The sequence below is a fragment of the Pyxidicoccus caerfyrddinensis genome, from assembly GCF_010894405.1.
GTDB classification, from domain to species: domain Bacteria; phylum Myxococcota; class Myxococcia; order Myxococcales; family Myxococcaceae; genus Myxococcus; species Myxococcus caerfyrddinensis.
On sequence record NZ_JAAIYA010000008.1, the window covers coordinates 446,320 to 458,821 of the forward strand.

Here is a 12,502-nt window from a genome sequence, read left to right on the forward strand (position 1 = left end):
TTTCCTCGAAGGTTACGGCTGCCAGGAGAGGTTGGCGCCGGTTTCGAGCCTCGCGCCTCCCCGCGACCACAGCGTTCCGCCCTCGCTCACATGGGACATGGGCCTCAGCAGGCCCAGGGCCACGCGCAACTCCGCCGCGAGGCGCTCGGTGAACCTCCACCGGAGCTTCATCCGGGCCCAGCCTGCGGGAGACAGCTGCGTACCCGCTTGGGCCGACACCCAGGGGTCCGCGAGCTGGAAGGTGTGGAGGACGAGGCCCACGCCCGCGCCAGGTTCTATCTGAAGGCGCTCCGCTACGGAGCGCCGATAACTGAAGAAGGCGCCACCTTGCACCTCGAACACGGTCAGCGCTGCGCCGCGAGCTCCCCCGAGCCCCGCCTCCGCCTCGAGGCCGAACACCCCCAGGCCGCGCCTGATGGAGAGCAGGAGGTGTGGGTCGACCGCGGGTCCACGCCAGAGCGAACCCAGGCCCAGGCTCAGGTCCAGCTCGGAGCGCAGTGGGGCGGAAGCCACCGCCACGGGAGGCGGGAGCGCGGGCTCGGGAGGCGGGGGCACAGGCGCGGGCGGGGGCGGCTCCGGCTCGGGCTTCAGCGCCCGCGTCATCTCCGAGAGCTTCTGGGCGATTTCCAGGTGAAGCTCCGCGAGCGAACCCCGCCCCACCCGAACGCGCTGCTCGACCCGTTGCCGCGGCCCGACTGCCTCGAGCCGCAGTCCTTCTGGAGTGCGGCTTGCGCGCAGTCGAAGCTGCGCCGGGCGCTCCGGAGAGACGACCGCGAAGCCCTCCTGTATCAACCGGAGCGCCACCTTTCGCTCCAGCTCCACGCCGTCCCACCGCCGATAGTCCTGGTCGGACAGGGGACGAAGGTCGAAGGAAACGGACACCGCCGGGGCCTGGGTCAGGAAGACGAGGGAGAGCGCGCTGAGCAGAGCGGTCATGCGGTGACGGTGAGAGTACCGTCGACCGTGGACCACAGCCAGCATCGGCCGCCCGTGCACTCCTGCTGCCTGCCCTCACGGGGAGGAAAGTTTTTTCGGCCGCGCGCGTAGCTGGGGGCATGACGTTTCCACGCTACGTGAGCCTCCTGCTTCTTTGCGCTGGCGCGGTCGCCTGTTCTGGCAGCGCCGAGCAAATCAGTCCCGGCGGAGACGACCCCCCCGGCGGAGACGATTCCGCTCCGCCGGCTTCGTCCGTGCCCATCCCCCCTGCGCCGGCGCAGTTCTCCTGCGACGCGAACGCCGTCCCCGCGGACCTGCCATTGCCCAGGCTGTCCCGGACGCAGCTGGCGAACTCGCTTCGCTTCGCCATTGCCCGCGCATTGCCGAACGAGGCGGACGCCATCTGGACGAAGATTGAGCCCGTCTTCGCCCGGTACCCCACGGACCAGCGCACACCCGCGCCCGGTGACTTGAAGGGCGGCTACAGCCGGCTGGACCAGTCCATCCAGCAGTCCCAGGTCGACGTCATGTACGACCTGGGGAAAACCGTGGCCCAGGAGCTCACCAGCAGCGACGCGCGCCGCAACGCCCTCCTGGGCAGCTGCGCGAGCGACAGCCAGACCGGCAACGACCGAGCCTGTCTGGAGACCTTCATCCGTGGATGGGGCTCCCGCGTCCTGCGCTACCCACTGCCGACGGCGGAGGTCACCGTCTTCGCGGACATCGCCGGGGCCACTCCGGTGGACAGGGCGGCGGTGGCCGACGTCATCACCACGCTCCTGAGCTCGCCCTGGTTCCTCTACCGGGTCGAGCATGGAACGAATGCCAGCCAGTCGGTGAGCCCTCTCTCCGCGTTCGAGCTGGCCTCGAGGCTGTCCTATCAATTCTGGCAAGCGCCTCCAGACGACGCGCTCTGGGCCGCGGCGACCAATGGCTCACTCCTGACTGCGAGCGGCTTCACTGCCGAGCTCAACCGGATGATGCAAAGCCCCCAGCTGCGAAGCTCGCTGCACGAGTTCGTCAGCGAGTGGCTGCGGCTCGAGGAGCTGCCGTCGCTGGTGGCGCTCCGGAACGACCCGGTCTACCAGGCCTTCGTCGGGGCGGAGATGCCCACGGACGCCGCACGCACCGCGATGTTCGAAGACGTCCAGCTCTCTGCCTGGCAGACCGTCGTGTCGGGTGGCTCGGTGAGCGACTTCCTCCGCGACCGGAGGTCCTACACGGCGGACCCATTCCTGGCCTCCATCTACGATGTGCCCGTCTGGAATGGGTCCGGTCCGGCGCCGGTCATCCCTTCCCAGAACCGCGGCGGGCTGCTGACACGCGCTGCGTTGCTGGCCACGGGAACCGCGTCGACGCGTCCCATCCACAAGGGGTACCTGGTGCGAAACGCACTGCTCTGCCAGCAGGTCGGAGCCCCACCTCCCAACGCCAGCGACAGGCCTCCCAAGCCGACCGACACCCTGACGACGCGACAGGTGGTGACCCAGCTCACCTCCGGAGGCAGCTGTGGTGGATGTCATAACCACACCATCAATCCGCCGGGCTTCGTGCTGGAAGGGTTCGATGCGCTCGGGCGAGAGCGCAGCGTGGAGCGGCTGTTCGACCCGCAGGGCCACGTGACCACCGCACCCTCGGTGGACACCGTGGCGGAGATGCGGGTCTACGACGCCGAGTGGCGAGTCGTCTCCAACGCCGCCGAGCTCACGAAGATGCTCGATGACAGCCAGCTCTTCGAGTCCTGCGTCGCGCGGCACTACTTCCGCTTCTCGCACGCCCGCGTGGAGTCCACCGAGCGGGATGGCTGCCTGCTCTCGGAGATGGAGACGCTCGCGCGCAGCGGCGCGCCCATGTCCGACATGCTGAAGGCAGTCGCCAATCACCCCACATTCAAGCAGAGGAGCTTCCAGTGAGCAGGACACCTGTCTTCCGAGTGGACCGCCGCATGTTTCTGCGCGGCGCGGGCGGAGCCGTGCTGGCGTTGCCGCTGCTCCCATCGCTCTTGAGCCCCAGCGAAGCGAAAGCCCAGACGGCTCAGCGCCCGAAGTGTTTCGTGCACTTCCGCACCCCGCATGGCGCCATCTTCGGCGCGAACATGTGGCCGGCGGACCCGGCGCTGACACAGAGCCTGTTCTACGCGGACCACGACGTCCGGCGAGGGACGCTGGCCGCGCCAGTCAACGCGAGCGGTGATGCGGTCATCAGTCGGGTGCTGACCGCGAGGTCGACGGTGCTCACGCCCACCCTCGTCTCGAAGATGAACATCCTGCGGGGCCTCGACTTCCCCCTGTACATGGGCCACAACTTCGGCGCCGCGCTGGGCTACTACGACTTCGACAAGCAGCGGCCCGACTCGCCTCGAGCGACCATCGACCAGGTGATGGCCTACTCTCCGGCCTTCTACCCGAGCGTCGCCTCCGTCCGGAATCGAAGCGTCGCCATCGCCGCCTCAGGCACCTCGAGCGGCAGCTGGGGGTACAGCACCGCCGGGGTTCGTTCCTCCGGGGTCGCTTCGAGCTCTATCAGCGGCACCGAGAGCTCGCTCGCCCTGTTCGACACCTTGCTGGCCGGCACCGGCAGCTCCGGCTCCTCCCGGGCACCGGTGGTGGACAAGATTCTCGAAAGCTACCGGCGGCTGCGCAACGGCAGCGGTCGGCTCTCGGCCGAGGACAAGACGCGACTGGACCAGCACATCGACGCAGTCGCGGAGCTGCAACGCCGGCTGGGGACCACCAGCACCGGCTGCCAGGTGCCGTCGCGGCCCACCACCGACAACCTGTCGCTTCGAAATTCGGGTTCCTTCGCGGGAGATCCTGCGAAGAACGTCGAATACTTCCGGCTCATCAACGAGGTGCTCGCAGTGGCGATGAACTGCGGCGTCTGTCGCATCGCCACCATCAGCATCGACGAGAACAACCAGAACCTGACGTTCACCACCCGCGCCCCACAGGGTGAAGACTGGCACAACAACGTCGTTCATCCGGCGACCGTGGCCGGGGCGAACCAGGACCTGGTGGTCCAGTTCAACCAGGTCTTCTTCTCGCAAGTGTTCCTCGACCTCGTCTCCCGTTTCGAGCGGTTCTCGAACGGCGCGGGTGGAACGCTGCTGGATGACTCGCTGGTCGCGTGGGCACAGGAGAACGGCAACACCCCACACTTCTCCTTCTCCGTCCCGGTGGTGACCGCCGGAAGCGCGGGAGGCGCCCTCAAGGCCGGCAGCTACTGCGACTACCGGAACATCACGCGCAAGGTGAGCGGAGACTCCAGCACGGGCAGCGAGGGCAACTCCCTGTGGGCAGGCCTCCTCTACAACCAGTGGCTCGGCACGGCGCTCCAAGCGATGGGCATCCCGACGACGGAGTGGAGCGAGCCCGACCATCCCGGCTACGGCTGGAAGGCGTCGTACCAGTCTGGCTACGAGTACTTCTTCACGAACAAAGGCTTCAGCTCGGCGCAGGCGTATCCGTCGTCGATGTGGCAGAAGACCGGAGAGCTGCTGCCGTTTCTCGCGCCGTAGCCGACCCGAGGGTCCGGCGCGGCGACTCATGGCGGGTGGACCCACTCCACTTCGAGGGGGGACTCCACATATCGCATACGGCGGCGCTACAGGAGCTCGTCCCCTCCCCCAATCTCCGGCTCCTGTGCGGAGAGGAGAACATCCCCGGGCCGCTGCTCCACGCGGAGGCCCAGGCCCATGGCCGTCAACTCCTCGAGCGCGGCGAGGGCCTCCATGACGGGCTGGACATCGGCAACCCGGGCAGGCACGGCGATGCGCTCGAGACGCGAGCCCACCCGTTCCAGCAGCGCGTGCGGGGGGAGTGCCTCGATGTATCGGCAATACAGATAGGCGGGCGCGCTCAGATGGGCGACCTCGGAGGGCGAGACGGTCGCGACACACGTATCGAAGCGCGCCCTCACCTCCTCCACCGAAGTGTCCTGACGCCACAGGCCGAGCAGGGAGCGCAGGAAGTCCATCAACAGTTGCGACCGGGCCGAGCCCATCTGGGCTGAGGCGACCTCCAGCGCCCGCTCGGCGCGTGCGGGGTCGGGATGGACGAAGAACAGCGGCAGCACCTCCCCGATGCCTGGAGTGTAGAGGGGCTCGGCGAGTCGCTCCGGTGCACCCGCGAACGAGCGCAGCGTCTCGGGTTCGAGCGGCTCACCCGCCAGCCAGCGGCACCACAGCGCCTCGAGCGAGCCTGCGGCGAGCGACGCGCGGCGCAGCAGATGGGGTCGTGCCTGCTCCACGCCTCCGAACAACAAGACGGTCACCAGGTCCTCGGCGGAAGGCCCCTCGGGAAACTCGAGCGCATCCGCCCCCGTCCAGCGCGCGTACCGTTTGCGCTTCAGGTCGCGCTGGACCTCGCGCGCCACCTCGCTCCACGCGGACCAGGGCACACCGAGCGCCGCGTAGTCCGTCCGGAGGCGTTCGTCCGCAGGAGCCGAGACCTCGTTGGGGCGCTTCTTGAAGTCGGCCCGCACGCGCTTGAGTTCCTTCGCGAGCGCGGGCAGCTCCTCCGCCGGACAGCCGCCGGCCAGGAGCCGGAGGTGGGAGATGGGAACGCCGCGCAACTTGAGCAGCCAGGACTTGAACGCCGACCAGGCGGGTGCGGAGAGGTGTCGGAATTCCACGGTCTGTCCTCGCTCAGGCGCCAGGCCCGCTCCCCCGCGATGGGTCGTCGGGCCAGGTGGCCTGCTCCGTCATGATAGCTTCAGCTTGAGCCATGGAGGCCTGCCGTAGAGCCAGCACCCTGGTGCTGGGCTGCGCGCGGCTGGGCGACCGCGAAAATGCAGCACGCTGGCTCGCCCGCGCCGAGGAGAACGACCCGCACTGTGCCCTCCTCAGCGAGGCCCTCGCCGCGCTCGCCCCTCCCCTCACGGCTCCCACCGGCCCGGCCGCAATCGCCTGAGCGCTGCCGGGCGCGGCTCGAGCTTCGAGCTCACTGCCCTTCGAGCAGCTAGCGCAGCGTCGGGTAGTCCGTGTAGCCCTTCTCCTCGCCGGTGAAGAAGGTGGAGGCGTCCACCGGGTTGAGGGGAGCTTCATGCCGGAAGCGCTCCGGCAGGTCCGGGTTGGCGAGGAACGGCACGCCGTAGGCCACGAGATCAGCCTCGCCCAGGGCAATCGCCGCCTCGCCGGTCTGCGCTTCGTAGCCACCGTTGACGATGAACGCTCCCTGGAACGCCTTGCGCAGCAGCGGGGAGATGCGCTGCTCCGGGCTCGGCACTCCCTGGCCCGACACGGCCTCGGTCACGTGCAGATAGCCGAGCCCCAACCGGCTCAGCTCGCGCGCCATATAGGTGAACGTCTCGGCCGGCGTGGAATCCGTCACGCCTGCGTAGGGAAACGATTGCGGCGAGAGCCGGTACCCCACCCGCTCCGCGCCCCAGACGCCCACCACCGCCTGCGCCACCTCCAGCGGGAAACGAGCCCGGTTCTCGATGCTGCCGCCGTACGCATCCGTGCGCTGGTTGGAGCCATCCCGCAGGAACTGATCCAACAGGTAGCCGTTGCTGCCGTGCAGCTCGACGCCATCGAAGCCCGCCTCCCGGGCGTTCTCGGCCGCGCGCCGGAACTGCTCGACGACGCCGGGCAGTTCCCCGGTCTCGAGCGCTCGCGGCGTCACGACGCGCTTCTTGCCCTGGAACGTGAAGACCTCCCCTTCGTACCCGATTGCCGAGGGAGCCACCGGCAAGCGACCGTCATGGAAATCCGGGTGCGAGACACGCCCCACGTGCCACAGCTGCGCGAAGATGATTCCGCCCGCCGCGTGGACGGCCCCCGTCACCTTCCTCCAGCCCGCCACCTGCTCGGGCGAGTGCACGCCAGGCGTGCGGATGTACCCCACGCCCTGAGGGCTGACCTGGGTGGCCTCGGTGATGAGGAGCCCCGCGGAGGCGCGCTGCGTGTAGTAGGGCACCGCCAGGGGGGTGGGCACATTGCCGTCGACCAGCGCCCGGCTGCGCGTCATGGGCGCCATCACCATCCGGTTCTTCAGTTCGAGACGGCCGAGACGAAAGGGAGACAGCAGCTTCGAGGTGTTTGGCATGGCCAGGAAATGCCGAGGCCGCTATGGACGCGCCATGTCGTCCAGTCCAAAAGAATTTGCAGGGCGTCCAGAGCCACAGGACGAGCAGGGCTCGGATGTCCTCGCCGACGTGCTGGACACGATGCGCCTGTCGACCGTCATGTATGGCCGCTTCGAGCTGTGTGCGCCTTGGGGCATCCAGTTTTGCGAGAGGCCTTGCGCGCACATCGTCCTGCTCGCGCGCGGAAGCGCTCGCCTGGAAGTCGAGGGACTCGAGGGAGCAGTCACCCTGTCGGCCGGAGACCTGGCCCTGCTCCCGCACGGCGGAGCGCACACGCTCCGCGACGCGGAAGGAAGTCCGCTCCACATCCTGGGGCAGGGCGAATGCAAGCGAACCCGGGGGGTGGGGCCGATACGGCTCGGAGGCGATGGCGAACGCACCACCCTGGTCGCGGGCTCCTTCCGGCTCGGCGCCTCGCCGCGCACGCTGCTGTTCGAGCGGCTCCCGCGCCTCGTCCACGTCGCCGCGGATGATCCGGCGATAGCCCCGTCGCTGGCGTCGACCGCTCAACTCCTCATCACCGAGAGTGCCTCGTCCAGCCCGGGGGCGACCGTCGTCATGAGCCGGCTCGCGGACATCCTGCTCGTGCAGGCCCTGCGGGCGCACATCGCGACACGTCAGTGCCAGGAGCATGGGCTGTGCGCGCTCGCGGATCCCCAGATTGGAAAGGCCCTCTCGCTCATCCACGAGAGACCCGCCGCCCCCTGGACCGTCGAGAGCCTCGCATCGGCCGTCGCCCTCTCACGCTCCGGCTTCGCCGCCCGCTTCACCGCGCTCGTCGGAAAGCCCCCCTTGGAGTACCTCGCGCGGTGGCGGATGACGAAGGCCGCCCAGCTCCTTCGTGAGAGCCAGACTCCGTTGAGCGAGCTCGCGACGGTCATCGGCTACCAGAGCGAGGCCTCGTTCAATCGGGCCTTCAAACGCTGGGGAGGGAGCACCCCGGGGGCGTACCGGCGCGAATACCGCCGGGGAGGAGCCAGGAGCGTCCCCGCCGCCGAAGCCCTCGCCGCTACGGCACCTTCGGGGAGCTGAGCTCGCGGTTGAGCCTGCTCACGCCGACCGGGCCAGCGCAACCGCGTCGGGACCCGCGGGAAAACGGAGCTTCTCCGACGTGTCGTTCGCGGCGTGCCAGACCGCTTCGGCCACGTCGGACTCGCGCGTCACCGCGGCCGGCTGCCCGAATGAGGCGAAGATGCGCTGTGCGAAAGGCGCATACGCCTCGGGGAACAGCCCTTCCATGCGGGGGCTGCCGTTGCTCGTGAAACGGGTGCTCGGGCAATAGCCCGGCTCGACGAGCTTCACGCGCAGGTTGAAGGCTTCGAGCTCGAACGCGAGCGACGCCGTGAACCCTTCGATGGCCACCTTGCTCGCGGTGTACACAGCCACCAGCGGCATCGGCGCCAGCGTCGCGCTGGACGTCACGTTCACAACCACTCCCGACTTGCGTGCGCGAAACCGGGGCAGCACCGCCTGCGTCATCGCCATCACACCGAAGACGTTGGTCTCGAACACGTCACGCACCGTGGCCATCGGCGTGGCCTCGAAGGCCCCCATGAGCCCGATGCCCGCGTTGTTGACGAGCACGTCGATGGGCCCGCTCGCCTCCAGCGCCGCCGCGATGCTCTCGGGCTTCGTCACGTCGAGCGGCACCACGCGCAGCCGGTCCGAACGAGGGAGGACGTCCTCGCGTGGCGTTCGCATGGTGGCGACCACGTTCCAGCCCTGCGCGTGGAAGTGGCGCGCGGTCTCGAGTCCGTAGCCGGAGGAGCACCCCGTGATGAGCACCGTCTTCATGTCGACTCCTTGCATTGCCGCGATTCGCGCGGCGTCGATGGTCTCAAGGTACGTGCGGCCGACAGGACTCTCCACCACGTGCGGTCCATATTTCGTTTGCTAGAGTCCAGCGATGACCGACCCTCTCTCGGAAGTCATCGCCCTGCTTCAACCACGAGCCGTCTTCTCGAAGGGCATCAGCGGAGCGGGGCGCTGGGGTGTTCGCTACTCGGACTTTGGCCAGCCGAGCTTCTGTGCCGTGCTCGAAGGACGCTGCCGACTCGCTGTCGACGGCCAGCCCGCCCTCACGCTCGAGGCGGGCGATTTCGTACTCCTGCCGGCGACGCCGGGCTTCACCATGTCCGGCTTCGAGCCGGTGACACCCGAGCGCATCAACCCCAAGGTGACGCCCTCTCCGAAGGGTGAGGTGCGTCACGGCACGCGTGGCGGCCATCCCGACGTGCGCCTGCTCGGCGGTTACTTCGTCTTCGACTCGCCTGACGCGGCCCTGATGGTGTCGTTGCTCCCGGCTCAGGTGCACGTGTGCGGCGTGGAGCGACTCTCCGTGCTGGTACGACTCGTCGGCGACGAGACGAGCGAGCAGCGCTCGGGCCGCGACCTCGTGCTCACGCGGCTCGTGGAGCTACTGCTCATCGAGGCGCTGCGGTCGACCTCGAGCGACGACGCGCCTCCGGGGCTCCTGCGCGGCCTGGCGGATGCGCGGCTCGCACCCGCGATACGGCAGCTGCACGGTCACCTCACGCGGCCGTGGACGGTGGCGCAGCTCGCGAAGAGCGCGGCGCTTTCGCGCTCGGCATTCTTCGCTCGCTTTACGCGCACCGTGGGGCTGCCCCCGATGGAGTACCTGCTGGACTGGCGGATGGCCGTTGCGCGGGGGCTGCTTCGCCGCCGGGAGCTCGCCATCGCCGAGGTCGCCGAGCGCGTCGGGTACAGCTCGGCGAGCACCTTCAGTACGGCGTTCAGCCGACACGTGGGCCAGTCTCCGGGCCGCTATGCGCGGGCAAGCCAGGCGGCATCGGTGAGTGTCAACGCAGATGACGCGTGAACGGATGAAGCTGACGCGGATGACGTGGAGATTGACCTCGGCAGCCTGGGTCGGCAGCTTATCCTTGAGCAGTTGGAATGACCTGCTTCGTCCTTCGTGGTTGGCCCTCCGGGGTCGGAGCCACCACACTCATGGAGTGAACACAATGGCCGGCAAGACATCCAAGAAGTCGGCGAAGGTCGTAAAGAAGGCCGCGGCGAAGAAACTGCCGGCGCGCGCTGCAGCGCCCAAAGCCACCGCAGCCAGGAGCAAAGGCTCCGCGGTGGCCGCAAAGCCGCGCCTCCTCTCTGGCGGCAATCCTCAGATCGCGAAAGGTTACGGCGACGCCCCCGTGCAGACCTACATCGCGGCCATGCCGGGCTGGAAACGCGACGTCGGGCGCCGCCTCGACGCGCTCATCGCGCGCACCGTCCCCGGCGTGCGCAAGGCGATCAAATGGAACACGCCGCTGTACGGAGTCGAGGACCAGAGCTGGTTCCTCGGATTCCATTGCTTCACGAAGTACGTCAAGGTGACTTTCTTCCGCGGCATGTCGCTGCGTCCTGTCCCCCCCGGCGAGTCCAAGAGCCAGGACACGCGCTACCTCGACATCCACGAGGACGACCCGCTCGACGAGGCTCAGCTCGCCGCTTGGGTGAAGCAAGCCAGCCAATTGCCCGGCGAACGAATGTGAGCGGCCCGTCCTCGGCTCCTGCCGTGGGGCCGGGCAGGAGGCTGGTGCCGAAGCTCTTCCCACAGGAGAGGAGCTTCGGCCGGGACCTGCGATGAAGCTAGTCGGCCCGCTTGCTGCTCGCTCGCCGGGGCTTCGGCTTGCTCTTGCCCTCGAGATTGAGCACCACTGCAGCTTGGATGAGCGCCTTCAAGGCCGACTCATTGATCTTGTCGCCTTCGTGGATGTCGATGGCGCGCCTGACATTCCCGTCGAGGCTGGAGTTGAATAGACCTGAAGGGTCCATCAACGCAGCTCCCTTGGGAAAGGTCATCTTGACGTGGCTCTTGTAAGTCTCTCCCGTGCAGATGATGCCGCCGTGGGACCAGACGGGAGTCCCCATCCACTTCAACTCTTCGACGATCTCAGGGTCCGCCTCGTGGATGAGTTTGCGCACTTTCGCGAGCGTCTTCCCGCGCCAGTCCCCAAGTCCTTTGATCTTCTCATCGATCAATGCTGACGCAGATTCCACCGGAACGGTCTTCTTCATATACAGCTCCAACTCTCGCATCTGTTTTTGCTGCGCTCAGCGTAAGGCTCAATACGTCTGCGAAGGTGCGGTGCGCGGTCAGGCGCTCGTCGGCGTGGCCTGCAGGCGGCGCCAGAAGAAGTACGAGAGCCCCCAGAGCACGCCGGTGGCCACCGCGAAGCCCCACGCCTCCGGGCCATCGCCGACCGCGAGGTGGGCGATGAGCGCCGAAGCGATGTTGATGCCGAAGCCGGCATAGGCCCACTCCTTGAGCCGCGCCGGCACCGGCGCAAGCATCAGCACCACGCCGAGGAGCTTGGCCCACGAGAGCTCCACCCGGAAGTAGTCGGGGAAGCCGAGGTGGGTGAACGCCTGCGCCACCTCCGGCAGGCGCAGTTGTGCGTAGGCGGTGAAGCTCATCTGCAGGCAGAAGAGCGCGGTGACGATCCAATAGCCGATGGTCGTGGCCTTGGGGGTGGTCCTGGCGGCGACGGTGGCCGGATTCTGCAGGGTCGATTCCATGGGGTTCTTCCTTCCTCGTTTCAACGTTTCGGGGCGCTGGACGGCCAACCGGGGGTCTCAACGCCGAACTGCTTTGCGTACTCGGAGGTCAATCGCTGCCAGCCGTCGAACTTCATCGCTTCGCCGCCGACGATGCGTCCAATCGACTCACCCGCGAGGAACCGGTCGAGGACGTCGAAGCAGATGTGCCAGCCCGCGGCGCCCCACGCGATGAAGCCGCGCTCGATGTTGTGCCAGAGCGTGAGCCGGGTGCCGCCTCCCTGCGGCTCCAGCTCCCAGCGGATGTCCTGTTCCCCCCAGCTGTATTCGAGCACCTTGGGCGCGTCGGCCCGCTTCACCCGGGTCTCGGAGACAAGTGGCTTCGGCGCCCCCACTGTCGAGAGCTTCGCGGTGCCAACGGTACCGAGGTTCCGGTCAGAATCGAACGGAGCCCACTCGCGCAGATGCTCGGGTTCCGTGAGCGCCTTCCAGACCTTTGCAGGAGGATGGCGCAGGTCGCGGACGAGAACGAGCGTCCACTTCTCTCCCTCTTTTCGAACCTCAGCGCCAGAAGCGGCACCCGGCGCGTATTGCTCACGGCTTCTCATGTTTCTTCTTTCCTTTCACTGGGGGCGCCTCCTCCATCTTGTCCAGGTGTTGCTCCAGGGCATCGACGTGCTTTGACCAGAAGCGCCGGAAGGGAACGAGCCATGCGTCGAGCTCCATGAGTGGCTCCGGTCTCAGTCGATAGAGGCGGCGTTGCGCTTCAATTCGTGACTCCACGAACCCGGCCTCTCGCAGCACTCGCAGGTGCTTGGAGACGGACGGCTGCGACAGTTGAAGCTCGTGCTCGAGCTCGCCCACGGAGCGCTCGGACGAGAGCAGCAGGCTCAAGATGGCCCGCCTGTGGGGCTCCGCGATGATGGCGAACGATGATTCCACGAGCGTCATATACCTCGCC

At 67.8% G+C, this 12,502-nt stretch carries 13 protein-coding genes; 5 read left to right on the forward strand and 8 right to left on the reverse strand.

From position 1 onward, the window contains the following. Nucleotides 1–12 precede the first annotated feature (12 nt). The gene (locus G4D86_RS21680) at nucleotides 13–936 is read right to left on the reverse strand and encodes a hypothetical protein (protein WP_163995875.1); all 924 of its coding nucleotides are present in this window, start codon (nucleotides 934–936) and stop codon (nucleotides 13–15) included. A 254-nt stretch (nucleotides 937–1,190) separates the two neighbouring features. On the opposite strand from G4D86_RS21680, the gene G4D86_RS21685 reads away from it, so the two are divergent. Together G4D86_RS21685 and G4D86_RS21690 are read left to right on the forward strand one after the other, a co-directional pair. Next, the gene (locus G4D86_RS21685) at nucleotides 1,191–2,849 is read left to right on the forward strand and encodes a DUF1592 domain-containing protein (protein ID WP_240360388.1); all 1,659 of its coding nucleotides are present in this window, start codon (nucleotides 1,191–1,193) and stop codon (nucleotides 2,847–2,849) included. A gap of 140 nt (nucleotides 2,850–2,989) precedes the next feature. Next, nucleotides 2,990–4,453 (forward strand): DUF1552 domain-containing protein, encoded by a 1,464-nt coding sequence (locus G4D86_RS21690; RefSeq protein ID WP_240360389.1) that lies wholly within the window; start codon nucleotides 2,990–2,992, stop codon nucleotides 4,451–4,453. Between the two features lie 86 nt (nucleotides 4,454–4,539). On the opposite strand, the gene G4D86_RS21695 is transcribed toward G4D86_RS21690, so the two are convergent. Both G4D86_RS21695 and G4D86_RS21700 read right to left on the reverse strand, forming a co-directional pair. Further along, on the reverse strand, nucleotides 4,540–5,568 hold the full coding sequence (locus tag G4D86_RS21695) for a hypothetical protein (RefSeq protein WP_163995877.1): 1,029 nt from the start codon (nucleotides 5,566–5,568) through the stop codon (nucleotides 4,540–4,542). Nucleotides 5,569–5,894: 326 nt separating this feature from the next. Further along, on the reverse strand, nucleotides 5,895–6,983 hold the full coding sequence (locus tag G4D86_RS21700; RefSeq protein WP_163995878.1) for an alkene reductase: 1,089 nt from the start codon (nucleotides 6,981–6,983) through the stop codon (nucleotides 5,895–5,897). Nucleotides 6,984–7,017: 34 nt separating this feature from the next. On the opposite strand from G4D86_RS21700, the gene G4D86_RS21705 reads away from it, so the two are divergent. Continuing rightward, nucleotides 7,018–8,055 (forward strand): AraC family transcriptional regulator, encoded by a 1,038-nt coding sequence (locus tag G4D86_RS21705; protein WP_163995879.1) that lies wholly within the window; start codon nucleotides 7,018–7,020, stop codon nucleotides 8,053–8,055. 18 nt (nucleotides 8,056–8,073) lie between these two features. On the opposite strand, the gene G4D86_RS21710 is transcribed toward G4D86_RS21705, so the two are convergent. Beyond that, on the reverse strand, nucleotides 8,074–8,817 hold the full coding sequence (locus G4D86_RS21710; RefSeq protein ID WP_205519671.1) for an SDR family oxidoreductase: 744 nt from the start codon (nucleotides 8,815–8,817) through the stop codon (nucleotides 8,074–8,076). A 112-nt stretch (nucleotides 8,818–8,929) separates the two neighbouring features. On the opposite strand from G4D86_RS21710, the gene G4D86_RS21715 reads away from it, so the two are divergent. Both G4D86_RS21715 and G4D86_RS21720 read left to right on the forward strand, forming a co-directional pair. After that, nucleotides 8,930–9,862 carry an AraC family transcriptional regulator gene (locus G4D86_RS21715; protein ID WP_163995881.1) on the forward strand — a complete coding sequence of 311 codons (933 nt, stop codon included), beginning with the start codon at nucleotides 8,930–8,932 and terminating at the stop codon, nucleotides 9,860–9,862. Nucleotides 9,863–10,007: 145 nt separating this feature from the next. Beyond that, on the forward strand, nucleotides 10,008–10,535 hold the full coding sequence (locus G4D86_RS21720; RefSeq protein ID WP_163995882.1) for a DUF1801 domain-containing protein: 528 nt from the start codon (nucleotides 10,008–10,010) through the stop codon (nucleotides 10,533–10,535). A 97-nt stretch (nucleotides 10,536–10,632) separates the two neighbouring features. Here G4D86_RS21720 and G4D86_RS21725 read toward each other — a convergent pair whose 3' ends face one another. From G4D86_RS21725 to G4D86_RS21740, 4 genes are all read right to left on the reverse strand, one after another. Then, on the reverse strand, nucleotides 10,633–11,061 hold the full coding sequence (locus tag G4D86_RS21725) for a DUF1801 domain-containing protein (protein WP_163995883.1): 429 nt from the start codon (nucleotides 11,059–11,061) through the stop codon (nucleotides 10,633–10,635). A gap of 78 nt (nucleotides 11,062–11,139) precedes the next feature. Beyond that, a complete protein-coding gene (locus G4D86_RS21730) occupies nucleotides 11,140–11,562 on the reverse strand; it encodes a DoxX family protein (protein ID WP_163995884.1) in 423 nt (140 codons plus the stop codon). Between the two features lie 20 nt (nucleotides 11,563–11,582). After that, a complete protein-coding gene (locus G4D86_RS21735; protein WP_163995885.1) occupies nucleotides 11,583–12,149 on the reverse strand; it encodes an SRPBCC family protein in 567 nt (188 codons plus the stop codon). Then, complete coding sequence (locus G4D86_RS21740; RefSeq protein ID WP_240360390.1) at nucleotides 12,136–12,492, reverse strand: ArsR/SmtB family transcription factor; 357 nt, start codon at nucleotides 12,490–12,492, stop codon at nucleotides 12,136–12,138. Before G4D86_RS21740 ends, G4D86_RS21735 begins: the two co-directional genes overlap by 14 nt. Nucleotides 12,493–12,502 lie beyond the last annotated feature (10 nt).